Here is a 23789-nt window from a genome sequence, read left to right on the forward strand (position 1 = left end):
ACCTAGGCCGACTTCCGCACGGCGTTATCAACCAGCGTCTTGCCGAGCGACCAGATCGCGCCGGGCACGCGGTGGCTGTCAGCGATCACGGTGTCGAACGACTTGGTGATCCACTTGCAGTCATCCTCATTGATCACCAGAGGCGGCAGCAGTTTGATCGTATGGCTGCCGTGACCGGAGACCTGGGTGAGAATCTTCTGTTCCTTGAACAGCGGCACCGTGATGAGCTGGCAGAACAGACCCTTGTTGGCCGACTCCAGAATATTCCAGGACGCCTTGAGACGCAGCGATTTCGGCGGTCCGAATTCGATACCGATCATCAGGCCCTTGCCGCGCACTTCCTTGAGCAGCTCGAAGCCGGGGATCATATTTTGCAAAGCGAGGCGCAGCTCGGCACCGCGCTTGGCAGAATTCTCGACCAGCTTCTCGTGCTTCATGATCTCCAGCGTAGCGATCCCGGCGGCCATCGCCAGATCGTTCTTGCCGAAGGTCGACCCATGGACCAGCGAACGGTCCATGCGATTGAATATCTTGTCGAAGATGGATTTGCGCGTCAGCAGCGCTCCGACAGGAACGTGGCCTCCTGACAGAGCCTTTGCGAGAAGGATCATGTCGGGCTCGACATTCCAGTGCTCGATCGCGAGAAACTTTCCAGTGCGCCCGAGGCCCGTCTGGATTTCATCGGCAATGAACAGCGTGCCGTATTTCCGGCACAGCGCTGCCGCGCCCGACAGGAATTCATCCGTGGGCATGTTGACGCCCTTGCCCTGGATCGGTTCGACGATGAAGCCGGCGACCTGCTTCGACGACAACGCCTTCTCAAGCGCTTCGAGGTCATTGAACGGCACTGTGGTGCAGTCCGACAGCAGCGGACCGAAGCCCGTGCGGAAATTGGTGTCGTCGGTCAGCGACAGCGCGCCGTAGGTCAGTCCGTGATAGGCGTGATCGCAATAAACGATTCCATTACGCCCCGTCGCGTTACGTGCAAACTTGATCGCAGCCTCAACGGTTTCTGCACCGGAATTCGCGAAAAACACCTTGTCCATATATGGGACGTTTTCCAGCAGCTTCTCGGAGAGAATACCTGCGAGTGTAGAGACGTCCATTTGCACCAGATTGGGCATATCGGCGTCGAGCACGCTTTTGAGCGCATTCCGCATGACCGGATGGTTCCGGCCAATCGCAAAAACGCCAAATCCGCTCAGTAGATCGAGATAGCGGGCGCCGTCCCGGTCGAACAAATACTGGCCGGTGCCACGCTGGAAGCCAACGTCATACCCGATGGTCTTGAGGACTCGAACGAGCTGTTCATTGAGGTGGCGCGTATGCATCGAGCTACGCTGCGCCTCCCGTTCAACAAACATCTCGGAAACGTCTAGATTCGGATATACCATGAGCTACATACGTCGGTTGATGGTCGTTTCGTCAACTGAAAACCGTAAATGCGGCGATTTGACTTCGCCGAGAACCGCTACTTAAGCATAGGTCTAAACATGTTGCAGCGCCCACGCATTACTACGCGCAGTCTTACATATTGCGGAATCCTTTTTTCAGCAGGCTTGCTTTCGGCAGGGCTGTCACCCGCATTTGCAGCAGACCCGACCGGCGACTGGCAAGTCGAAGATGGCGTCGCCCACATCCGTGTTGCCGAATGCGGCGGCAGCATGTGGGGTGCCGTAGCCTGGGAAAAGACCCCCGGCGGCATCGATAAGAACAACCCCGATGCCACCAAGAAGACGCGCCCCACTTTGGGCATCGTGACCTTGATCGACATGAAGAAGAATGCCGCAAACGACAAATGGGCGGGGCAGGTTTACAATGCCAAGGACGGAAAATTCTATAAATCGACGATCAAACTCGGTGACACCCCTGACGAACTCGAAATCGAAGGCTGTGTCCTTGGTTTCCTGTGCGGCGGCCAGACCTGGACGCGCGTAGGCCCGTCGATTCCGTCGAGTCCCTCGAACCTCACCGCCAAGGGCGCCCTACCCAAGGCGGGCGCTGCCACCGGTGCCAAAATGGCCCCTGCGGCTGGTCCAACGGTTTCTGCAGCTACCCCCAAGGCCGCACCGGCTCCTGCTGCTGCCGGGGCTCCCAAGGCCGCGGCTCCTGCCGGTCAGAAAACCGCGACAGCGACCGCGCCGGGACAGCCGGCCGATATCGGCGATATCTGCCTGCTGCCCGAGATCAACAAGGTCACTCATTAGGCTCGCGCGGCTTACCCATCAGCGCCGGCTGGAACAGCAGCACGGCAGCCAGCGTTACGACAAAGGACATCGCGAGCAGTTTACCCATGCTCGCGGTGCCCGGATGGTTCGACAGCCACAGGCTGCCGAACGCCGTAGCCGTCGTCAGCGCGCTGAAGAAAATCGCGCGTGTCAGCGATGACTGCAGCAGGTTCTTGTAGCCGGCCCTCCAGGCCGTCACATAATAAATCTTGAACGCCACACCGACGCCGAGTAGCAGCGGCAACGCGATGATATTGGCGAAGTTCAGCGGCAGGCCGATCAACACGCAGATTTCCAGCGTGACCGTTCCCGCCACCAGCAAGGGAACGATCGTCAGCAACACATCGCTGATGCGTCGCAAAGCCAACCACAGCAGCAGCGAGATCGAAATCAGCGCCCAAAGCCCCGCATGAATGAAGGCGGTGACAATGGTATCGCCCGACTTCAGGATCGAGATCGGACCGCCAACGGCGAGCGGCTCGGACTTCAGCACGACATCGGCGAACTTACGCAACGTGTCGTTATCGTTCGGATCGCCGTTGGGCTGCGCCTCGACGCGGATCTGGCCATCCTTGGTCTTCCACGAATTCACCAGTTCGGATGGCAAGGTCTGCAAACTGATCGGGCTCGCCTGCAACAGATTACGCAACTGCCCCAGCGCGAGCTTGAGCGGCACCACAAAGGTCGCCTGCACCTGATCGCGCACCGGTTGGCTGGCCTCAGCGGTCCTGGCCAATGCATCGGCCAGACGCTTGGCGGCGACGGCACCGGGGCTCGTCTGCGTTCCAGCAAGCTTGCGCAGGCTTGTCGCCGAATCCTTCAGCGACGTAACGTTTTCGGCATCGGACGGCGCCTTGTCGATCGACTCCGGATTCAACGCCGGCTCAAGAATCTTCGCGCCCTCCTGGATCGCCTTTAGCTTGGCGGGCTGATCCTCAGGCACGAAACTATCGAGCGAAATCGTACGAGCGACTTCCGGCAGCTTGGAGAGACGCTCCTCGACCTGTTTCGCAGCGGCCTCGTTCGGTGTCATGATGTTGACGGCATTGGCGCCGGTGTTCGGATCCTTGCGCAGATCGAGGAAAGTAGCGATCGACTCGACGTTCGGATTGCGCAGGTTGATCGGATTGAAGTCGAACTTCAGGAAGTAGAGCAACGGCAGACCGGCGATCGTGAGCGCCAGCGTGATGCCGATAATCCAGAAGCGTTTCTCCTCCAGGAAGCGGTCGACAGGCGCCAGGAACGCATAACCAACGGGCTCCTTTTCACCTGCGGGATTCAAGAGGTCGAGCAGTGCCGGCAGAACGGTGATGCTGGTCAGGAACGCGATCATCATGCCGGCCCCGGCGATCTTGCCGAGTTCGGATACGCCTTTGTAATCGGTCGGCAGGAACGACAGAAAACCGGCAGCCGTTGCGAAAGCGGCGAGCGACAGCGGCACTGCGCAATATTCGGCGGCCTTCGTCAAAGCCAGCGGCAGGTTGTCATTCTTGTATCGCTCCGAGCGGTAACGCACGCTGAACTGGATGCCGAAGTCGACGCCGAGGCCGACGAACAACACGGCAAATGCAATCGACAGCAAATTCAGTGAACCAACCATCATGAGGCCGACGGCGGTGGTTGTGGCAAGGCCAACGAACAGCGTTGCAAAGACGGCGCCGATGATCTTGGCGGAGTGCAGCGCCATCCAGAGGATGACCAGCACGATCAGAACCGTACCGATACCATTGACGACGGCACCATCCTGCACAGTGGAGAATTCTTCGTTTGCGATGGGGACCGGGCCGGTCAACCGTACGCGTGCGCCATATTCACCAGCGATGTTCAGGTCGATGGCAGCCTGCCGGATCGCATCGGTGGCGGTCTTGCCGGGCTCAAGCGCGTTGAAGTCGAGGATAGGCTTGATCTCGATGAAGCCACGCTTGTCGCCATCGGTCAGAGGCTTGTCGCTGACCAGCCCGCGCCATGAGAAGGTGCCCTTGCCGTTTTTCAGCACGTCCTCGATGGTCTGCGAGACGGCGTTGAAGGTCGGTGCTGCCGCGTCGAGCTGAATCTGCCCGCGGCGAATGCCGGTGAGGCCGGTCTCCAGCGCGCCGGTGAGACCGCGCAGACTGGGATCGCCGGCCATGATTTCAATCAGGGGAGCAGCTTGCTGAAACTGGCCCGTCAGCTGCGCAACTTCCTTTGTCGGAAGGAACAGCAGGCCGTTCTTCTCGAAGAAAGCACCGCCATCGAGCCGGCGAACTGAGTCGAAGTCCGTTTTATTGGTGACCAGCTTCGCTTCCATCGCATTGGCTGCGGCATTGGCGAATTCAGGCGTAGGCGCCTCAACCACCGCGATGATCAGGCGCTCCTGATCGAAGGCCTTGTCGAAGGCAATGTCGCGCTGACGCCAATCGAGACTGGGCGAGATCAGCTTGTTGATGTCTGTATTGATTGAGAAATTCTTCGCCGTGTAATAGCTCGCGCCAATCGAAAGAAGCAGACAAGCGAGCACCACCGGCAGGGCAAACCGGGTGCAGAAGTTCACGATCGAGACGACAACTCTTGTCAGCACGCTTTTTCTTTCTATTTGGACGAGGCTCGCGAAGAATGCAGTTCACGTGGGAGTGTTCCGCAAACCATTACTTTCGCACTGGATGCGCTTTGCTTTCAGCAATGTGATGGGATGGCATAAAACGTGCTGATCACCGTAGCAACGGACGTGTTAGCGATGCCTCGTGACGCCGTAAAGTGACGAACAAGTGAGAGTTTTCAGGTTCTTGTGGCGCAACCGCAAAATATTACCGCAACCCGGCCAGTCGTCGCAAACCACGTTTTCGGTTCGCGATTGCACACTGGGTGATTTTTGTCACACAGAACAGCTCAAATATCCAGCTGGGCTGGATATGTGCCTGATTATGGTACAGAATTAGCGATTATACCGGAATCGATTATGGACTTTGTACCACGTGCTTGACTGTCGTCCCCTTGAAATCTTTCTGGCTCAGCCGCGCGGCTTCTGCGCGGGCGTCGTGCGCGCTATCGAGATCGTCGAGCGTGCTCTCGAGCGCTATGGAGCGCCGGTCTATGTCCGCCATGAAATCGTCCATAACAAATACGTGGTCGAGAGCCTGAAGGCCAAGGGCGCCATCTTCGTCGAGGAACTCTCTGAAGTGCCTCCGAACGCCATGACCATCTTCAGCGCCCATGGTGTCGCCCGGAGTGTCGAGGAGGAAGCGGCGACCCGTGGCCTGCCTGTTCTGGATGCAACCTGTCCGCTTGTCACCAAGGTTCACAACCAGGGCAAGCGGTACATGTCCAAAGGCCGCAAGGTCATCCTGATCGGCCACGCAGGCCATCCGGAGGTCGACGGTACCATGGGACAGGTGCCCGGCCCGGTTTACCTTGTTCAGAGCGTTGAGGACGTCAAGGCCCTGACGCTGTCACCGCAGGAACCGGTCGCCTATATCACCCAGACGACCCTCAGCGTGGATGACACCAAGGACATCATTCTGGCCCTGGAACAGCGTTTCAGCAACATTGAGGGCCCTGATACCCGCGATATCTGCTATGCAACACAAAACCGCCAATCTGCGGTAAGAGAGCTCAGCAAACTCGTGGACGTCATTCTGGTCGTCGGGGCGACCAACAGTTCCAACTCGAACCGGTTGCGCGAAATCGGCACCGAAGTCGGCGTCGCGAGTTACCTCATTGCCGATGGCAGCGAACTCAACCCCGCCTGGTTGAAGGATGCGCGCGCGGTAGGCATCACGGCTGGCGCTTCCGCGCCAGAAGTGCTTGTAGATGACGTGATCGAGACCTTGCGGCGGATCGGACCGGTTGCCGTGTCGGTGTTGCCCGGACGTGAAGAGACTATCGAATTCAAGCTACCCGCCGAACTGACCGCGGTTTGATCCACCTTCGTCACGATGTGATGCGCAGAGAGAAAATACGAAATGGCCATTCCATTCTTTAAAGAAATGAAAATCGGCTCCTATCTATTGAAGAAGAAGCTGACCGGCCAGAAGCGCTATCCGCTCGTGCTGATGCTGGAACCTCTCTTCCGCTGCAACCTGGCCTGCGTCGGCTGCGGCAAGATCGACTATCCGAACGCCATCCTGAACCGCCGCATGTCGGCGCAGGAATGCTGGGATGCCGCCGATGAATGCGGCGCGCCGATGGTTGCGATTCCGGGCGGCGAGCCGCTGATTCACAAGGAGATCGGCGAGATCGTGCGCGGCCTGGTCGAGCGCAAGAAGTTCGTCTCGCTCTGCACCAACGCACTGCTGCTCGAGAAGAAGCTCGATCTGTTCACGCCGTCGCCCTACCTGTTTTTCTCGGTGCATCTCGACGGCCTCAAGGATCACCACGACAAGGCTGTGTCGCAGGAAGGCGTGTTCGACAAGGCCGTCTCCGCGATCAAGGCCGCCAAGGCCAAGGGCTTTGCCGTCAATGTCAACGCGACAATCTTCGACGGCCATGCCGCCGAGGACATTGCAAAGTTTTTGGACTTCACCGTGGAGCTCGGCGTTGGCGTCTCGATGTCGCCCGGCTATGCCTATGAGCGCGCGCCGGACCAGGAGCACTTCCTGAACCGCACCAAGACCAAGAAGCTGTTCCGCGACGTCTTTGCGCTCGGCAAGGGCAAAAAGTGGAACATCATGCATTCCGGCCTGTTCCTGGACTTCCTCGCCGGCAACCAGGAATACGAGTGCAAGCCGTGGGGCATGCCCGCGCGCAACATCTTTGGCTGGCAGAAGCCCTGCTACCTGCTCGGTGAAGGCTACACCAAGACCTTCAAGGAATTGATGGACACCACCGATTGGGACACCTACGGCACCGGCAAATACGAGAAGTGTGCTGACTGTATGGCCCATTGCGGCTACGAGCCGACCGCTGCAGACGAAGCCATCAGCAACCCGTTTAAGGCCATGTGGGTGGCGATGCGCGGCGTGAAGACTTCGGGCCCGATGGCGCCGGAAATCGACCTCACCAAGCAGCGCCCGGCGCAGTACGTGTTCTCGTCGGAAGTTCAGAAGCGCCTGTCGGACATCCGCAAGGAAGAAGCTGTCGCCGCTGCCGCCAAGGCAGAGGAAAAGGCGCAGAAGGCTTCGACCGCCGCCTGAGCGATTTCAAGCTGAATACAAAAAGGGCGCGATGCAAATCGCGCCCTTTTTCATTGAAAAATTGAATTCGCGAGAGGCCCGGCAAACGCCGCCAGAGCAGCGCTCAGACGTCCGCGGAAACGAGGTTGGTGTGACCCAGCAGATAGCTGCGGCAGTCGCGCAGGCTGCGTAGCGCGCGATTGAAGTCGCGCCCGGTCGAAACCAGCGCCCGGATCACCAGCGGATTGCGGGCAATGCCGCGCAGGACCTTGCGCATGTCGATGTCGCCGTTCGGCTTGATCGCCGTGGTGGCGATTTCCGGCAGCGCGCGGCTGGCGGGATCGCTGACCACGCGCAGTGCGGCAAACGGCAAACCGGCCTTGGCGGCGAACTCGGCTGCGATGTGGCTTTCCATATCGACGGCAGCTGCTCCGAATTCCGAGCGCAGCGCGGCCTTGCCGGCCTGTCCGGTGATGACTTTCTCGACACCGACGAGACCGCCGCGAAACACCTTCTGGCGACCGACGCCGGCACCGGCGATCAGTTCGTCGCTAAGGACTTCAGACGCCGACCAACGGCTGTTGCCGGCCACCACTTCCGTGGCCACAACGACGGCACCTGATTTGAGATCGGGGTCGAGGCCGCCGGCGACGCCGAAGCTGACCACGCCGCGGACGGCGCCGGGATCGAAGTCTGCCAGCAGGCTACGGAGCTGGACCGGGTCGCTTGAGCTGCAGATGACAGTCATTCCCGGTCCGGCAGCGATCTTCGCTTCCTGGACCAGTCCCGTGACGATCAATACCGGCCGGCGGTCGATTGCGTCGCCCGCGGTCGAAATGCCCCCATCGCCCAAAATCACATCCCAACCCCTACGGTCTTGCTGTTGGTGCTCTTCAAATTCCGGAACCGCGCCAACGCCCAGAGCGGGAAGAATTTCGAGTAGCCATGATAACGCAGATAAAACACCCGGGGGAAGCCGGTAGCCGTGTAACGGGCCTCGTCCCAGAGTCCTTTTTCCGTCTGTGTGTCCATCAGGTACCGTGTTCCACGGGCGACAGCCGGATTATCGACCTCGCCTGCAGCCATCAGGGCGAGCAAGGCCCATGCCGTTTGCGATGACGTGCTGGGTGCCGCCTCGAATCCCTTGTAATCGAGTCGGTAGCTGACCGCATCTTCGCCCCAGCCGCCGTCCTCGTTCTGGATCGACAGCAGCCAGGCCACCGCCTTGCGGAACGCCGGATCCTGGTGGTCGATGCCGACAGCGTTGAGCGCGCACAGCACCGACCAGGTGCCGTAGATGTAGTTCAGGCCCCAGCGGCCATACCATGAGCCCTCGGCGAGCTGGGTGCGGCGCAGATATTCCACACCGTCCGCCAGCGGCTTTGAGGTCTCGACGGTATCGCCAAGCTGCGCCAGCATCGAGACGCAACGCGCGGTGACGTCCTCGGTCGGCGGATCGAGCAGGGCGCCGTGGTCAGAGAACGGGATGTTGTTGAGGTAGTATTCCAGGTTATCGACCTCGAACGCCGCGAAGCCGCCATCACTGCTCTGCATGCCCAGGATCCACTCCCGGCCGCGATCGAGCGCGACGTCGTATTCCTTGCCGCCGGTCTGACGGCGGGCGCGATCCATCGCCATCATCACCACGGCGGTGTCGTCGAGATCCGGGTAGTGCGCGTTGTTGTACTGGAAGGCCCAGCCGCCCGGACGCAGATCCGGGCGCTTGACCGCCCAGTCGCCCTTCACGTCGAGCACCTGCTTGGTCGCCAGCCAGTCGAGACCTTCTTTCGCCGGACCGAACGCCTCATCGCCGCCGGTCTCCAGCATCGCATGCGCGGTCAGCGCGGTGTCCCACACCGGCGATACGCAAGGCTGGCAATAGGCTTCGACCTCGCCGACAATCAGAAGCTTGTCGATACCACGGCGCTGGACGGCGCGCGGCGGATAGTCGGCCGGGAAGCCGAGCACTTCATACATCATAACCATATTGGCCATCGGCGGATAGATCGCACCGAGACCGTCTTCGCCATTCAGACGCTCTTCGCAGAACTCAACCGCCTTGGCGATTGAATGCGCGCGCAGCTTCTTCGGAAAATACGGCTCGGCAGCGCGGAGCAGAATGTCGATGCCGGTGAAGAAGGCGAACATCGCGCGGCTCTGATGCGGCGCGCGTTTGATGCCGCCGACCTTGGACGGATCTTCCAGGAACAGCTCGTCGAGGCCGACGCCCTTCTTGTTCTGCGCGCGCGGCTTCAGCGCCGCGAGCACCATGAGCGGCACGATGGTGGTGCGCGCCCAATAGGACATCTTGTTGAGGTGGAACGGAAACCACATCGGCAGCAGCATGATCTCGACCGGCAGCACCGGCGTGGCGCGCCATGGGATGATGCCGAACATCGCGAGCAGGAAGCGCGTGAAGACGTTGACGTTGACAGCGCCGCCGCGCGAACGGATCGCCTCGCGGGCACGAACCATATGCGGCGCGTCGGTCGAATCGCCGATCATCTTCAGCGCAAAATACACTTTCACGCTGGCGCTCATGTCGAAGTCGCCGTCATGCACCAGCGCCCAGCCGCCGTGCTTGCCCTGGGTGCGGCGAAGATAGTTGGCTATCTTGCCTTCGAGTTCAGCATCGACGGGCTCGCCGAGGTAGTGCCGCAACAACACATATTCTGACGGGATCGTGCCGTCGGCTTCGAGCTCAAATACCCAATGGCCGTCAGGCTGCCGGAACTTCAGCAGGCCCTGCTTCGCCGAAGCGATGCTCGTCTCGAGCGCCGCGTTCTGAATTGTGATCTCTGGACTGACCGAATGCATCTCGCTCGCCATATCTCCGTACTCGTCGTGAATGATCGCCTGCCTGCGCAACGACTAGCGCATCGCCAGAACGAGATCGGCCGCGCGGTCACCCGACCGCACCGATCCCTCAATAGTCGCCGGCAGACCGGTATCGGTCCAATCGCCTGCGAGAAAAAGATTCTTGAAATCCGTGACCGGGCCGGGACGCAAAGCGTTCTGCGCAGGTGTGGCCGCGAAGGTGGCCCGGCGCTCACGCACGATCTGCCACGGCGGCAATGGCGCGCTGATATTGGCGATCATGCAGATGTCGTCCCAGATCTTCTGCGCCAGTTCCTCGCGCGGCATATTCACGAGGTGATCACCGTTGCTGATGGTGATCGACAGACGATTATCGAAGGCAAACAGCCACTCGATGATTCCACCGACGACACCGACCAGGGCTGGCTGACCAACCGGCGGGACGTAGCGAAAATGCGCGTTGACGATCGCGCGGAATTCGGTCGGCGTCTTCACGCCCGGCAGCAGCGACTTCGCAGTCCATGGCGGAACAGCCATCACCACAACGTCGTCCGCACCAAGCGCGACGACATCTTCGGCACCAAACTTCAGCTCGCTGATTCTATCCCCGCTCATGGTGTAACCGCGCAGCTCGTGGCCGAAATGAACGCCGGCACCCTTGGCACGCAGCAGTTCGACAGCCGGCTCGACCAGCACATCGCTGAGACCGGCGCGCGCGATCAGTGGCCGGCACGCCTGTCCGCCAGCAAGCAGCGTCTCGCGCACGATGGCGCCGGCGAGACCGGCCGAACCTTCGGGCGGATCGACATTGAGCGCGGCCAGCAATAGCGGCTGCACCAGGCGATCATAGAGAATGCCTTCGCAGCGAATGGCGTCACCGACGAGACGATCGTTCGACGACCAGATCAGCGGCGACAGTGCGAGATAATCGCCGACGCTGGTGTCCGGGACGCGGCGCGTCTTGTCGAACAGCCAGGTCGGAATCTTGCCGTCGCCGAGATCTATCTGCCAGCGCTTGCCGGTCTTGATATCGGCGAATTCGAATTGCGCGCGCTGCGGACCAACGAGACCGGCCTCGGTGCCGATCGACTTCGCATAGGCAACGACGTGGCTGTTGCCCGACAGGACCAGATGGTTGCCGTTGTCGATCTGGAGCTGTGTCTGCGCGTCGAAATACGACCGGCAGCGGCCGCCGGCCTGCTGCGTCGCTTCGTGGACGTGGACCTTGAAGCCGGCATTGACGAGGCGCACGGCGGCCGACAGGCCGGAAACGCCGGCACCAATGATATGAGCGGTCTTTTGCATCAGATAATCGCGTATCGCAGCAGGATCGCTATCTTGGAGGCCTTGCCGAGACGAACGGGGTCGCGCGGCAAAGCAAAGCCACGCGCCACCAGCAATTCCAGGATGGCGTGATAATATTTCGACATGATCCGTGGTGCGCGCACCACGCGGCGCTTGTTGCGCGCCATGATCTCATCGGACTTTTCGAAATGCGCCTGCGCGCGCTTCACCAGCGGTGCACAGACCTTCGGCAATGCCGGGCTGGCTCTCACCACGTCCGGATCGCTCGACGTGATGCCGGCGTGATAGAGCAGCTCACGCGGCAGATAGAGACGGCCGATACCGGCGTCTTCATCGATGTCACGCAGGATATTGGTGATCTGCAGCGCACGGCCGAGATGATGCGCAAGCAGGATACCGTCTTCGTCCGGCATGCCGAACACCTTCACGGACAGGCGGCCGACGGCACTGGCGACGCGATCGCAATACAGATCGAACGTCGCATCGTCAGGCGCACGGATATCTGCAGGGATATCCATTTCCATACCGTCGATGACGGCGATGAAATCTTCCTTGCGCATCCCGAACTGTTTGATCGGGCCCACATAGTCGCGTACCCGCGCAGGCGGATTGCCGGCATAAAGCGCGTCAATGTCGGCGCGCCACTGCTGCATGTCGGCCAGCCGCGCGTCGCGCGGACCATCTGAGTCCGCGATGTCATCGACCTGGCGGCAGAAGCTGTAGATCTGGAACATCGCGTCACGCTGCGCGCGCGGCAGAATGCGCATCGCGGCATAGAACGAGCTGCCGGCAGCAACGCCCTGAACCTCGCTCTGAGGTTCGCTGTTATTCACTTCGCTGGTCATCTGGTTCATGCGCCGGGCGTCGTCGAACGAGGCAGCGGCGCACTTGTTGTGGCGCGACGCCACAACCCGCCGGCAATGCCGGCCAGTGCATAAGCGGCCATGCTCGCCTTGGAGAGATGAACCTTCTCGCTCAGGGGATCGCGTGTCTTGAGCATCTTCAAGATCTGCCAGGCGAAGGTCTCGATGACTGCGACATCGCAGCCCAGCCGAACATCGGCGATGTGGACCGTCAGCGTCTCGCTCTCATGCATCAGGGTCTCGGTCCTGGCGACAAGCTCGCGAATACAGGCCAGCAGCGCCGGCGACGCCTGCGCATCCTTGAGGTCTTCCACCGAGGCGCCATGCCGGTCCAGCACGTCCTGCGGAATGTAGACCCGATCGAGATCGCGATAATCGTTGCCGCAATCCTGCAGGTGATTGTTGATCTGCAACGCCGCGCACAGCGCATCCGACGCCGGCCAGGTGGCTTTGCTTTCGCCGTGCACGTCGAGCATGAAACGTCCGACCGGCATCGCCGAGAACGAGCAATAATGAATGAGCTCATCCCAGTCGGCGTAGCGCAGCTTGGTCACGTCCATCCGGAAGGCCGTCAGGACGTCCAGCGCATGACGCGGAGCCATGCCGCGGGTCTGGAGCGCCTCGCGCAGGACGACGGCTTCAGCCTGCCCATCGCCTTGACCGAGCAGATCGGCCTCCAGCTCGTCAAGCAGGGCCAGTTTCGCAGACGCATCGAGCAGCGCGTGATCGGCAATGTCGTCTGCGGTCCGGACAAAATTATAGAAAGCAAGAATCAGCGCCCGATGGCGCGGATGGATAATCCACGACGCGACAGGAAAATTCTCGTCACGATCGGTCTTGCCGGATCGCAGTTCGCTCGCAGGGGTCATCCAGAACTGGCTACGTTGGATTTGAACGGGATGGCTCGGGGGCCGCCAAGGTCCGGGAATACCGGCAGGCGGGGTCGGCCGCGAGCCCCCATATAGGGCAAATTGGCCGGTGAAACCAATGCCAATATGCCGCTTTCGGCCGCAGCCGATGCCGGGCCGGATCACGTTTAATCGGGCTCGCGGGACGGCCACGAGCCCGTAATCTCATATCGGCGGGCTTATTGGCCGTGGCTGACCAGCACGTCGTTGCAGGCCTTGCTGATCTTGGGGCGGTTTTCCTTCAGGCAGGACAGAACCACGAGGTCGCCCTGATCCATGAGGGTGCGGCAGAGCTTCTGCACGTCGCGGGTGCAAGCCTTCTGCTCCGCGTCGGTGCCGCTGCGGGGCTGGTTTTGCTGGGCCAACGCGCCGGTCGAGGCAGATGCGGAAAGCACGGACAGTACCAGGAGAAATTTACGCATTGTCTTCCTTCAGTATGGTGGCAAGATTCACAGCCCGCGTGGTGCATAGCATAAACCGAAACATTCGCATCGCCGGGAAGGCCTTATCTTCAGGCGCATCGGCGAATTCGGGGCGATGGATGCAATCAGGACACAGAGCATCCCCGCCACCGCAGACGCGAATAAATGCGGCGAAAACTTGCGCACGTGGCCGCACAGGCTACCAGACCGGCCAATGTCCACACCGCAGGACGAAATAACGTTTTTAAGACAAATGTCCCGAAGCGCACCGTCCTCCGCCCGTTCCGCTCCGGGAACCTTCGGCTTGTGAGCGGTGACATGTTACTTTTACAATCGTCTAATTATGATTGGTCCATTGAACCTAAAGGGGTGCAGGGACACCTAAGCTTCGATGGGCGCGGCATGGTTCGGTTAAATGGCGCCATTTTGGGAAAATTCACATGACATTCCATTCAGCAAAGCGGTTCGGGCACGCCATCAAGGCCGTCGGCGCAGGCGCAATTCTCATGCTGTCGGTGTCCGCAAGCCATGCCCAGTCCGGACCGTTCGCCGGCTTCGACGGGGCCTGGAGTGGTACCGGAACGGTGTCGTTGTCGGACGGGTCATCGGAGCGCATTCGCTGCAGGGCGACCTACAAGGTGGATGGCGGCGGCGGCGCACTGGCTCAGACGCTGCGTTGCGCCAGCGACAGCTACAAGTTCGACCTCTCCAGCAATGTCACCAGCCAGGGCAATAACGTCTCCGGCAGCTGGAGCGAAGCCAGCCGCAACGTCTACGGCAATCTGGTCGGCAAGGCTGGCGGCGGCCAGATTGATGTTTTCGTCGAGGCCGCAGGCTTTGCGGCCAACATCACGCTGACGACCCGCGGCAACAAGCAATCCGTGTCGATCAGCTCCAAGGGCGAAATTCGCGGCGTCTCGATCAACATGGTCAAGAGCTGACGCCGACTCCGATAACATTACAAAAAAGCCCCCGGATCCGGGGGCTTTTTCTTTTGCAAATAGAATGTGCTCTATTTTGCCTGCTTCGCCAGAACCGAACTTCCCGTGAGGCGCTGCTGCAGATTGATCAGCCACATCGCGGTCGGGCGCAGGATGAACAGGTCGGCCACCAGTGCCGCCACCATCGAGAAGGCGCTGAGCCAGCCGAACAGGCGAAGTGACGGCAGGTCCGAGAACACCGTCACAACGAGACCGCAAGCCAGCACGACCGTGGTGAGGATCAGCGCAGGGCCAACCAGCACAGTCGCACGCTCGACGGCGATCGCGGGATCGGTGCCCGGCGTGTCTTCCAGACGCAAGCGGTTGAGAAAGTGGATCGTGGCGCTCAGGCCGAGACCGAAGGACACTGTCAGTGCCACCACACTGGCGAATTGCAGCCCCTCCCCGAGCAGCCACAACACGAAGCCGGCCAGCACCACCGGAAAGATGCCCGGCAGGATACAGGCCAGCATCACCACCCATGAGCGGAATGCGAGGCCGATGAAGACGGCGACCAATCCGAATTCGATGGTCAGGCCGTGATTGAGCTTCTCGATCATGCCAGCGCTGTTACGCGCCGCGATGGCCGAGAGGCCGGTCACTGCGATCTCATAGCCGGGGTGCTTCGTGCGAACGGCATTCAGCGCATTGTCGAGCTTGTCGACCACCGGCAGGATCTTGCTCGAATCGCTGTCAGGCACGCGTCCCGACACGACGACTGCCGTCTGGTCTGCCGAGATGAAGCGGCGCACCAGATGCTCCGGGATCACGCTGACATATTCCTTCAGCGTCGCGACATCGGTCGAGCCGGCTTTCTCGGCCAGCCATCGCCGCAGCGTCTCCAGCGACCAGACATTGCCGACGCCAGCCTGCTTCTCGACCATGGAATGGACTTCAGCGATGGTCTGGAGCGTGTCCGGCGAATACAGATCCGCGCCCTTGGGGAATTCGATCAGCACGTCGATCGGATTGGCACCGGTCAGCTTGGCGTCGAGGCGCCCGCTGGCAGCGACCGCCTGCTCCTTGTCCGGCACCTGATCGGCCAGGCGATAGCGCGGTTCGAGATTGGCATAGACCACACCCAGACTGCCAACGACGATCAACGAGATCAGGCTGAACAAGCCAGGACGGCCGACCATACGCACCGCGATCCAGTAACAGAAGGCGCGCAGCGCCTGCACACCGGCATCGGCGGTCTGGAACTTGGCGGCGAAGATCTTCTCGTTGCGCACCAGCAGTACGCCGAATACCGGCACCAGCGACAGCACCGCAACCAGCGCAATGATGGTGGCCGTGAGACCGGCCTCGCCGAAGGCGCGAATCAGATCCGAGTCGGAGAACTGCAACGCGAGGAACGAAATGCCGGCGGTGCCATGGGTGAGGACGCAAGCTGGGCCCACGACACGAACCGCATTCGTAAACGCAGAATACTTGTCCTCGCCCGCAATCAACCGGTCACGCGCCGCGAAAGTGAGCTGCATCGAGTCGGCAAAGCTGATCACCATGATCAGCGGCGTCATCACATTGAGGAACATATTGAGGCTGAAGCCGGCCCAGCCGAGCGCACCGAGCGACAACAGGATCGCCAGCAGCGGCGGAAACGCCGCGATGATCATGAATGAGATCTTGCGGAAGAAGATGATCGCAATGACGCAGCCGGCGAGAATGCCGGCGATGTTATAGATCAGGCCGTCGCGCTCCACCGCGTTGCGGATTTCGAGCTGCATTACCGGCACGCCCGACAATTCCTTGGTCAGGCCGCTATTGGCGAGGTCCTCATTCATGGTCTTGCGGATATCGGCAACGACGGTGCCGAGCTTGCTGTTGCTGACCACGGCCGGATCCAGCGACAGCACCACCAGCGCCAGCGTGCCGTCATCTGACAAAAGCTTGCCGCGGATCAGCTCGTTCTGCTTCACCGTCTCGATGAACTTGTCGTAGTCGGCGCCTTCAGGAAGGTCGTTGGGAAACAGCGCCGCCGGCAACTTGCCGGGGGCCGGCGTCTGACGCGCCGAGAAAATCGAGATCAGCCCGCGCACGCCATCGACCAGTTGCAGGTCGGTCACGAGCTCACGCATCTTTTCAAGATTGTCGCGCGCAAGCAGCGTCTTGCCTTCGAGCACCACGAGCACGTCGAACTCGGTGGACGGGAAGCGCTTGGTCACTTCCTCATATTGCTTGTATTCCTTGCTGTTGGACCGGAACAGCTGGCTGAGCGAATCGTCGATCTTGATGCGCTGAATGCCGAAGATCGCGCCGATCACCAGCGCGAGCAGGATCACGCAGGACAGCAGCGGCGCCTTCACTGCGATCAGACCGATGCGCTCGAGCCCGAAGGCGATGCTGATCGGTCCCTTTCGCAATTTATTCATGTCCGAGTCTTGGGGAACCGTATCGTGCATACCCTGTCCAGTCCTGTCGTCTGCGGCGTCTGCCTAGCAAGCGTCGCGGGCAGTAGTAAGGCCGGAATCGTCGAGACCGAACAGCGCTAGCCCTTGAAAACATGCGGTAAATTTGCCGCACGCAGATGTAGCAGGTCTGTATGACACATCGCAAGGCGGCGACCGCGCACAGGTTGCGTTTCAGGTCACAAAATAGAGCGCAGAGGTTGTTGTCTCAGACTGGCGTAGCGAGAGGCGCTGCCAGTTGCAGACCGCTTTCGTCCTTCAGAGCCACACCGGTTACGCCGCGACTCAGCCCTTCACGGGCAAGCCACGCTATCTTGGCTGCAGCCTCCTCGAAGGACAGGCCGGCGGACTGGATGTTCGAGACGCAATTGCGCGCAGCATCGGTCAGGCCCGGCTGCGGCGCGAAAGTCAAATAGGCGCCCAAACTCTGCGGCGCCGACAGACCCGGGCGTTCGCCGATCAGCACGATGGTCATTCGCGCCTTCAGCAGCGCACCGATCTCGTCGCCGAGCGCAACGCGCGCACCTTCGGCAACCACAACGGCGCCCAGATCGTATCCGCCCAGTTTCGGCAATAGCCTATCCAGCAGGCCAAGCGCATGGGCATTCACGGCTGCCGGCGACAATCCATCGGCAACCACGATCACCAGATCGCACGCCGCGCTGTTAAGCCGAACGAGCAGTTCCCGCGCTTCGCCGGAGAGTTTACGGCCGAGATCAGGACGTTTGAGGTAGTCGGCACGATCTGCGACCTGACTCGTCACCACCAGCGCGCTCATCCCCTGCCCAGCCAGTACAGCCATGATGGCTTCGGCCTCGAAGGGTGCATGGACCGCGTCACGCGCGCGGGCATGATCCAAAGTGAAGTCTAGCAACGCTTGCGTGGTCAGGCTGGCTCCGGTCCGCCCGAGCCCGACACGCGCCGGGGTCAGCGCCCGCAACTCCGCGAGGGAGCGTCGCGGCGAAGGCGGCGTCATGTCATTTCTCATTTCGGTCATGACGCCCAGCCTATCGCCTATTCGGCCGGAACGGCAGCGTCCTGCAGCTTCAGCGAATAATAGGACGCGTTCGTCTGACCACCGGACGCATCGCGTGCGAAATTGATCAGGTGGTGCGCCACCATGATCCCGCTGATCAGATATTCGATCTCGCCCCGCGCCAGTCGCCGAAACGCGAATTTCCAGAAGGCACGCTTGTAATCGCCGAGCACACCGACTTTCCAGAAGATGTTGCGCAGCATGACCAGACCGAGCCGAATGCTCTTCCAGGTCAGCATGGCGCCGATCGGCGGCTTGATCCGGTTCGGGTACGTGTGGCGGATCTGATATTCAAAACGCTCGAGCAGCTTCTCGGGCACGTAGGCGCTGCCCATGGCGCGGCGCCAGCTCTTCACCACGTCCTCATACGGCAACAGGAAGTCGACGTTGGAATCGCGGCCCTCGTCCTCGTTCAGGCGCCCTTCCTTCTTCAGCCGGTCCCAGAGCGGCGTCTGCGGCAGTGCCTGAAGCAGATTGATGGTCAGAAGCGGAATCTGTGACGTTTCCACGAATTCGAGCAGATGCTGGCCCGTCTCGGGCTTGTCGGTATCGAGGCCGAGGATGATGCCGGACACGACTTCCATGCCAAAGCTGTTCAGCGTCTCGATCGCCTCCATGATGGGGACCATCATGTTGTGATCCTTCTTCATCGCCTTGAGGGCGACGGGATCGGGCGTCTCGATGCCGCAGAAGATCGTGCCGAACCAGGCATCGCGCATCAGCGCAAGGATTTCCGGCCGCTTGGCGATGTTCAGCGTCGCCTCGCAGGACAGGCGCAGCACATAGCCGGTCCTCTTCTGCCACTCGACGAGATGAGGCAGCAAATCGAGCGCCGCCTTGCGATTTCCGATGAAATTGTCGTCGACGAAATAGACCGAGCCCATGATGCCGCATTCGAGCAACTTGTCGAGTTCGGCGATGATCTGCTCCGGCGACTTCAGGCGCGGATTGCGCCCGTAGAGACCGGGAATATCGCAGAACTCGCACTGATACGGACAGCCCGAAGAATACTGGATGCTGCCGAGGAAGTAGCGCGGAATATCAGCCAGTTCATAGGCCGGAATCGGAAACCTGGTCATATCCAGGCGATCAGTGGTCTTCAACACGACCTGCTGGTCCGGCCGCGACGTATCCTTTTCCAGGATATCGATCAGTTGATCGGTGGCATCACCGAGTTCGCCGATATGGAGATAGTCGAAAGCCGGGTAGTAGTCCGGACAGGAGGATACCGAGGGTCCGCCGATCGCCACCGGAAGATCGTAGGAATGCGCGCGATAGCAGATGTCGTTCATCTGCGTACGCTGGATGTGCATGCCTGACACCAGCACCGCTTCGGCCCACAGGAAATCATTGGGCGTGGCGGCGCGAATGTTCTCGTCGATAAAACGGACTTCCCAGTTCTCGGGCATATAGGCCGCGATCAGCAGCAGGCCCTGGGGAGGCATGAAGGCCTGAACGCCATCGGTCAGAGGATATGAATATTCAAACGTGCCAAATGAAGACGTGTATCGCGGAAAGACGCACAGGATACGCCGGACCGTCTGCCTGCCCTCAGCTCTCATCAAAATTCCTCTGTGAATGCATCAGCGGTCCCCATAAGCGCTGAACCTTCAATAACGTCGCCAAGATAAAACCGTTCCACTCCTGCCGAATACTTTGAGCGATCTAATCACGACGTCCGAATCTGGGCCAGAATTTCTTCAAGATTGTGGCAGGCGGTGACAAGGTCGTGACCAGCTCCGCGCAAGTGCGCAAAGCGCTATGCTGCATGACGGCTTATTGACGTCATGCGATCAGGCGCGCGGCCAGATCGGGCAGCAGGCCTTCCCGGTCGCGGATGCGAAGGTCCGCTCCGGAGAGCCCGACCCGTTGCAGCCACTCGTCGAATTCCGGTGCGCGTTTGAGTCCAAAGAGGTCGCGGATATAGAGCGCGTCGTGAAATGACGTCGACTGATAATTCAGCATCACGTCGTCGGCGCCGGGGACGCCCATCACGAAGGTCACACCGGCCGCAGCCAGCAGCGTCAGCAGATTGTCCATGTCGTCCTGATCGGCTTCGGCATGGTTGGTGTAACAGACGTCCACCCCAAGCGGCAGGCCGAGCAGCTTGCCGCAGAAATGGTCCTCCAGACCGGCGCGGATGATTTCCTTGCCGTCATAGAGATATTCCGGCCCGATGAAGCCGACCACGCTGTTGACCAGCAGCGGATCGAATGCCCGGGCCACCGCATAGGCCCGCGCTTCCAGCGTCTGCTGATCGACGCCGTGATGGGCGTTGGCTGACAATGCCGAGCCCTGCCCGGTCTCGAAATACATGACGTTCTGGCCGAGCGTGCCGCGCTTCAGGGAGAGGCCAGCGACCTGGGCTTCCCTCAAGATCGCCAGATCGATGCCGAAGCTTCTATTGGCGGCTTCTGTCCCGGCGATCGACTGAAACACCAGATCGACCGGTGCCCCCTGATTGATAAGATCAAGGCTGGTCGTGACATGGGTGAGTACGCAACTCTGGGTCGGAATATCCAGCTTGGTGATGACCTCGTCGAGCAGCCGCACCAACCCGCCCAGCACAGCAGGATCGTCGCTCGCCGGATTGATGCCGATACAGGCATCGCCCGAGCCCAGCATCAGCCCATCGAGAATGGATGCCGTGATGCCCCTGATATCGTCGAACGGGTGGTTCGGCTGCAGGCGCACACTCATTCGACCGCGCAGACCGATAGTATTACGGAAGCGCGTGATCACCTCGCACTTCTTGGCTACCAGGATCAGATCCTGATTACGCATCAATTTCGATACTGCCGCCGCCATCTCCGGGGTGATACCACGCGCGATGTTCAAAAGGAGCTGCGGCGTGGCGGTATCCGACAGCAGCCAGTCGCGAAAGCCGCCGACGGTCAGAGCCGAAATGGGCGCGAAGGCCGATGCGTCATGGCCATCGACGATCAGCCGGGTGACCTCGTCGTCCTCATAGGGCACAACCATTTCCTGCAGGAACTGGCTGAGCGGCACGTCGGCCAGCGCCATCCGCGCCGCGATCATCTGCTCCGCGGTTTCGGCTGCGATCCCGGCCAACCGATCGCCGGAGCGCGGCGGAGTTGCCTTGGCCATCAGTTCGCGCAGATCCGCGAAGACATGCGTATGGTCACCGATGGCATGGCGATAGATCATGGAGGGATTGTTCGATATTCGCCGGAGGCTGTCTAGACGTGCCGGCCCGCAGCAACGCCTGACGACCACGCCCACTGGAAGTTGAAGCCGCCGAGATGGCCGGTGACATCGATCACTTCGCCGATGAAATACAGCCCCGGCACCGATGTCGCCGCAAATGTTTTCGATGACAGTTCAGTGGTATCCACACCGCCAAGCGTCACCTCGGCTGTGCGATAGCCCTCGGTGCCGTTCGGCCGCACGCGCCATTCTTTCACCGCCGCCGCCACCGACGCCAAAAGCTTGTCGGAAAAATCCGCCAGCCGTGGCGGGCCGGCGATCTTGTCGGCAATCATCTGCGCCAGGCGCTTCGGCAGGAGATCGCCAAGCACGGTCGCCAGTTCCTGCCGCGGACGTTCGCGGCGTGCGTCCTTCAAGGTGGCGAGCACATCGCGCGTCGGCGCCATGTCGATGACAACATCGAGCCCGTCGCGCCAGTAAGACGAAATCTGCAGGATCGCCGGGCCGCTGAGACCACGATGGGTGAACAGCAGTGCCTCGTCGAATTTCGCCTTGCCGACGCTGACGACGGCATCGACAGCGACGCCAGCGAGGTCCTTGAACTGGGCGAGCGCCGCAACGTCGAAGGTCAATGGCACCAGTGCGGCCCGCGGCGCGACCATCTTCAGCCCGAATTGCTGCGCCAGCTTATAGCCGAAGGCACTGGCACCCATTTTCGGGATCGACGGCCCGCCAGTGGCAACAACCAGCGACTGGCTGCGATACTCGCCCTGATCGGTGGCGATGAAAAAACCGTTCTCGTTCTTCGTCACGCCGACAATGCCGACGCCGAGCCGCATCTGCGCATCGCCGCGGCGACTTTCGTCCAGCAGCATGTCGATGATCTGCTGGGAAGAGCCATCGCAGAACAATTGCCCGCGGGTCTTCTCGTGATAGGCAATGCGGTATTTCTCCACCAGCGCGATGAAGTCCTGCTGAGTGAAGCCCTTCAGCGCCGATTTGCAGAATTGCGGATTCTGCGACAGGAAATTCGCCGGCGCCGTATGCAGGTTGGTGAAATTGCAGCGGCCGCCGCCGGAGATGCGGATCTTTTCGCCCGGCGCCCTCGCCTGCTCCAGCACCATCACCGAGCGGCCGCGTTGGCCGGCGACGCCGGCGCACATCAGGCCGGCCGCACCGGCGCCAAGGATAATGACGTCACTGGTGTTATGCGCGCGACGGACGATGCTCATTCCAGCAGCAACACATCGACGGCGACGGCGAGCTTCTGCTTGCGGGCACCGACGATCACGCCATCGACCGGCGACACGTCGGAGAAATCGCGACCGGTCGCCAGCACGATATGGTCGTTCTCGACCAGGATATCGTTGGTCGGATCAAAGCCGATCCAGCCGAGCTCCTCGCCGCACCAGACGGAGACCCAGGCGTGGGTCGCATCCGCGCCCTGCAGCCGCTCCTTGCCCGGCGGCGGAATGGTGCGCAGATAGCCGCTGACATAGGCCGCGGGCAAACCGAGCCCGCGCATGCCTGCAATCATGATGTGGGCGAAATCCTGACAGACGCCATGACGCTTATCCAGTACCTCCTGCAACGGCGTCGAAATCACCGTGGCCTTCGGATCGTATTTGAACTCGGTGCGGATGCGGTGCATCAGGTCGACGGCGCCGGCGAGAATCCCGCGCCCTTCGGAGAAGCTCACCGCCGCATAATCCGTGACAGCATCGATGATCGGCACCAGCGGACTGGCGAAGATATAGCCGATCGGCGAGGCACCGCTGAGATCATTGGAATCGAACGACGCCTCGCGAACGCTTTCCCAGGCGGGGCTGTCATCGCTGCGATCGGGTGCAAAACGTTCGACATAAACACGCGACCGGCTATCGATCCGTAGCACCCGATGCGGGCTTTCTATCAGCACGCTTTCCGTCGGGGTGCCGAAGAAATCCGTCCGCATGGCGCGGGCGGCAGGCAGCGGCTTGATATCGACGCTGTGTGAGACCAGTTGCTGCCCGGCGCTGCTGTTGGGCTGCAGCCGCAGCGAGCAGCGCGCATAGCTCACCGGACTCTCATAGCTATAGGTCGTGACGTGGCGGATTTCGTAGATCACGCCAGCCCCGTGAGCTTTTCGGGGCGCGATGCGCTGGCGCCGTGCGGGAAGTACTGCAGGCCGATGGAATCCGCCAGCGTCAGCAGGTCCTGCTCCAGCGCAAAGAGTGACTTGGTATGGATCTCGGAGGCCTCGCCGGTGACGAGCGACGAGCGCAGCGCTACAGCCAGCCGCTGCGGCCGTTCCATCAGGCCGTTCTCCTTCAGCGCCGGCAGGCTGGCGATGTGATCGTTCAGAGCCGAGACCTGGAACGCCACCGAGCGCGGATTATAGGGATCGAGCACCACGAGATCGCGCACCGGCGCGAGTAGCGGGCCGACGAGATAGCGCGAACGATAGGTGATCTGGCAATCCACCAGCGTCAGCAGGATATCGAGATCGTCACTCGTCGCGTCGTCGGACGCGAATTGCCGCGCGAAGCGCGTGGTGTTGATGGCGCGTTCGGCGCGGCGCCCCATTT

General features: G+C 60.9%; 19 protein-coding genes. 4 read left to right on the top strand and 15 right to left on the bottom strand.

The window, feature by feature from the left end; translation table 11 throughout:
• Positions 1-2 precede the first annotated feature (2 nt).
• Positions 3-1394, bottom strand: a complete 1392-nt coding sequence (hpnO, locus tag ACEK02_RS00875) for an aminobacteriohopanetriol synthase HpnO (protein ID WP_371419926.1) — start codon at positions 1392-1394, stop codon at positions 3-5.
• Positions 1395-1493: 99 nt separating this feature from the next.
• On the opposite strand from hpnO, the gene ACEK02_RS00880 reads away from it, so the two are divergent.
• Positions 1494-2207 (top strand): DUF2147 domain-containing protein, encoded by a 714-nt coding sequence (locus tag ACEK02_RS00880; protein WP_371419952.1) that lies wholly within the window; start codon positions 1494-1496, stop codon positions 2205-2207.
• Here the strand turns inward: ACEK02_RS00880 and ACEK02_RS00885 are convergent.
• Positions 2197-4785, bottom strand: a complete 2589-nt coding sequence (locus tag ACEK02_RS00885) for an MMPL family transporter (RefSeq protein WP_371419927.1) — start codon at positions 4783-4785, stop codon at positions 2197-2199. The genes ACEK02_RS00880 and ACEK02_RS00885 overlap by 11 nt on opposite strands.
• Positions 4786-5179: 394 nt before the next feature.
• Between ACEK02_RS00885 and ispH the strand changes: the two genes are divergently transcribed.
• On the top strand, positions 5180-6124 hold the full coding sequence (ispH, locus tag ACEK02_RS00890; protein ID WP_371419928.1) for a 4-hydroxy-3-methylbut-2-enyl diphosphate reductase: 945 nt from the start codon (positions 5180-5182) through the stop codon (positions 6122-6124).
• Positions 6125-6166: 42 nt separating this feature from the next.
• Positions 6167-7336 (top strand): adenosyl-hopene transferase HpnH, encoded by a 1170-nt coding sequence (gene hpnH, locus ACEK02_RS00895; protein ID WP_371419929.1) that lies wholly within the window; start codon positions 6167-6169, stop codon positions 7334-7336.
• Between the two features lie 103 nt (positions 7337-7439).
• On the opposite strand, the gene ACEK02_RS00900 is transcribed toward hpnH, so the two are convergent.
• The 6 genes from ACEK02_RS00900 to ACEK02_RS00925 all read right to left on the bottom strand — a co-directional run bounded on the left by ACEK02_RS00900 (position 7440) and on the right by ACEK02_RS00925 (position 13630).
• Positions 7440-8174, bottom strand: a complete 735-nt coding sequence (locus tag ACEK02_RS00900) for a phosphorylase (RefSeq protein WP_371419930.1) — start codon at positions 8172-8174, stop codon at positions 7440-7442.
• Entirely contained in the window at positions 8171-10144 is a 1974-nt protein-coding gene (gene shc, locus ACEK02_RS00905; RefSeq protein WP_371419931.1) for a squalene--hopene cyclase, read from the bottom strand. Before shc ends, ACEK02_RS00900 begins: the two co-directional genes overlap by 4 nt.
• A 42-nt stretch (positions 10145-10186) precedes the next feature.
• Positions 10187-11437, bottom strand: a complete 1251-nt coding sequence (hpnE, locus tag ACEK02_RS00910; RefSeq protein WP_371419932.1) for a hydroxysqualene dehydroxylase HpnE — start codon at positions 11435-11437, stop codon at positions 10187-10189.
• Positions 11437-12291, bottom strand: a complete 855-nt coding sequence (hpnD, locus tag ACEK02_RS00915) for a presqualene diphosphate synthase HpnD (RefSeq protein ID WP_371419933.1) — start codon at positions 12289-12291, stop codon at positions 11437-11439. Before hpnD ends, hpnE begins: the two co-directional genes overlap by 1 nt.
• Entirely contained in the window at positions 12288-13169 is an 882-nt protein-coding gene (hpnC, locus tag ACEK02_RS00920; RefSeq protein WP_371419934.1) for a squalene synthase HpnC, read from the bottom strand. The genes hpnD and hpnC overlap by 4 nt, the downstream gene beginning before the upstream one ends.
• 218 nt (positions 13170-13387) lie before the next feature.
• Entirely contained in the window at positions 13388-13630 is a 243-nt protein-coding gene (locus ACEK02_RS00925; protein WP_371419935.1) for a hypothetical protein, read from the bottom strand.
• A gap of 440 nt (positions 13631-14070) precedes the next feature.
• Here ACEK02_RS00925 and ACEK02_RS00930 point away from each other — a divergent pair, with 440 nt between their 5' ends.
• Positions 14071-14571 carry a hypothetical protein gene (locus ACEK02_RS00930; protein ID WP_371419936.1) on the top strand — a complete coding sequence of 167 codons (501 nt, stop codon included), beginning with the start codon at positions 14071-14073 and terminating at the stop codon, positions 14569-14571.
• 71 nt (positions 14572-14642) lie between these two features.
• Here ACEK02_RS00930 and ACEK02_RS00935 read toward each other — a convergent pair whose 3' ends face one another.
• From ACEK02_RS00935 to ACEK02_RS00965, 7 genes are all read right to left on the bottom strand, one after another.
• On the bottom strand, positions 14643-16982 hold the full coding sequence (locus ACEK02_RS00935) for an RND family transporter (protein ID WP_371419937.1): 2340 nt from the start codon (positions 16980-16982) through the stop codon (positions 14643-14645).
• A 244-nt stretch (positions 16983-17226) separates the two neighbouring features.
• A complete protein-coding gene (eutC, locus tag ACEK02_RS00940) occupies positions 17227-17994 on the bottom strand; it encodes an ethanolamine ammonia-lyase subunit EutC (protein WP_371419938.1) in 768 nt (255 codons plus the stop codon).
• 38 nt (positions 17995-18032) lie between these two features.
• Positions 18033-19616, bottom strand: a complete 1584-nt coding sequence (locus ACEK02_RS00945; RefSeq protein WP_371419939.1) for a B12-binding domain-containing radical SAM protein — start codon at positions 19614-19616, stop codon at positions 18033-18035.
• Between the two features lie 223 nt (positions 19617-19839).
• Complete coding sequence (locus ACEK02_RS00950; protein ID WP_371419940.1) at positions 19840-21222, bottom strand: ethanolamine ammonia-lyase subunit EutB; 1383 nt, start codon at positions 21220-21222, stop codon at positions 19840-19842.
• A 32-nt stretch (positions 21223-21254) separates the two neighbouring features.
• A complete protein-coding gene (locus tag ACEK02_RS00955; RefSeq protein WP_371419941.1) occupies positions 21255-22454 on the bottom strand; it encodes an NAD(P)/FAD-dependent oxidoreductase in 1200 nt (399 codons plus the stop codon).
• Positions 22451-23329: a transglutaminase N-terminal domain-containing protein gene (locus ACEK02_RS00960; protein WP_371419942.1), complete on the bottom strand. Its 879-nt coding sequence runs from the start codon at positions 23327-23329 to the stop codon at positions 22451-22453. The genes ACEK02_RS00955 and ACEK02_RS00960 overlap by 4 nt, the downstream gene beginning before the upstream one ends.
• The coding region (locus ACEK02_RS00965) for an alpha-E domain-containing protein (protein ID WP_371419943.1) at positions 23326-23789 on the bottom strand (464 nt) is incomplete at its 5' end. The genes ACEK02_RS00960 and ACEK02_RS00965, both read right to left, overlap by 4 nt.

The sequence above is a fragment of the Tardiphaga sp. genome (genome assembly GCF_041424195.1).
Classification (GTDB): Bacteria; Pseudomonadota; Alphaproteobacteria; order Rhizobiales; family Xanthobacteraceae; genus Tardiphaga.

Excerpts from the sequence above, each read along its gene's own strand:
- ACEK02_RS00925 (WP_371419935.1), bottom strand. The coding sequence starts at position 13,630 with ATGCGTAAATTTCTCCTGGTACTGTCCGTGCTTTCCGCATCTGCCTCG.
- ACEK02_RS00880 (WP_371419952.1), top strand. The coding sequence starts at position 1,494 with ATGTTGCAGCGCCCACGCATTACTACGCGCAGTCTTACATATTGCGGA.
- ACEK02_RS00955 (WP_371419941.1), bottom strand. The coding sequence starts at position 22,454 with ATGAGCATCGTCCGTCGCGCGCATAACACCAGTGACGTCATTATCCTT.
- hpnH (WP_371419929.1), top strand. The coding sequence starts at position 6,167 with ATGGCCATTCCATTCTTTAAAGAAATGAAAATCGGCTCCTATCTATTG.
- ACEK02_RS00930 (WP_371419936.1), top strand. The coding sequence starts at position 14,071 with ATGACATTCCATTCAGCAAAGCGGTTCGGGCACGCCATCAAGGCCGTC.
- shc (WP_371419931.1), bottom strand. The coding sequence starts at position 10,144 with ATGGCGAGCGAGATGCATTCGGTCAGTCCAGAGATCACAATTCAGAAC.
- ACEK02_RS00950 (WP_371419940.1), bottom strand. The coding sequence starts at position 21,222 with ATGATCTATCGCCATGCCATCGGTGACCATACGCATGTCTTCGCGGAT.
- eutC (WP_371419938.1), bottom strand. The coding sequence starts at position 17,994 with ATGACGCCGCCTTCGCCGCGACGCTCCCTCGCGGAGTTGCGGGCGCTG.
- ACEK02_RS00945 (WP_371419939.1), bottom strand. The coding sequence starts at position 19,616 with ATGAGAGCTGAGGGCAGGCAGACGGTCCGGCGTATCCTGTGCGTCTTT.
- hpnD (WP_371419933.1), bottom strand. The coding sequence starts at position 12,291 with ATGAACCAGATGACCAGCGAAGTGAATAACAGCGAACCTCAGAGCGAG.
- hpnE (WP_371419932.1), bottom strand. The coding sequence starts at position 11,437 with ATGCAAAAGACCGCTCATATCATTGGTGCCGGCGTTTCCGGCCTGTCG.
- ACEK02_RS00935 (WP_371419937.1), bottom strand. The coding sequence starts at position 16,982 with ATGAATAAATTGCGAAAGGGACCGATCAGCATCGCCTTCGGGCTCGAG.
- hpnO (WP_371419926.1), bottom strand. The coding sequence starts at position 1,394 with ATGGTATATCCGAATCTAGACGTTTCCGAGATGTTTGTTGAACGGGAG.
- hpnC (WP_371419934.1), bottom strand. The coding sequence starts at position 13,169 with ATGACCCCTGCGAGCGAACTGCGATCCGGCAAGACCGATCGTGACGAG.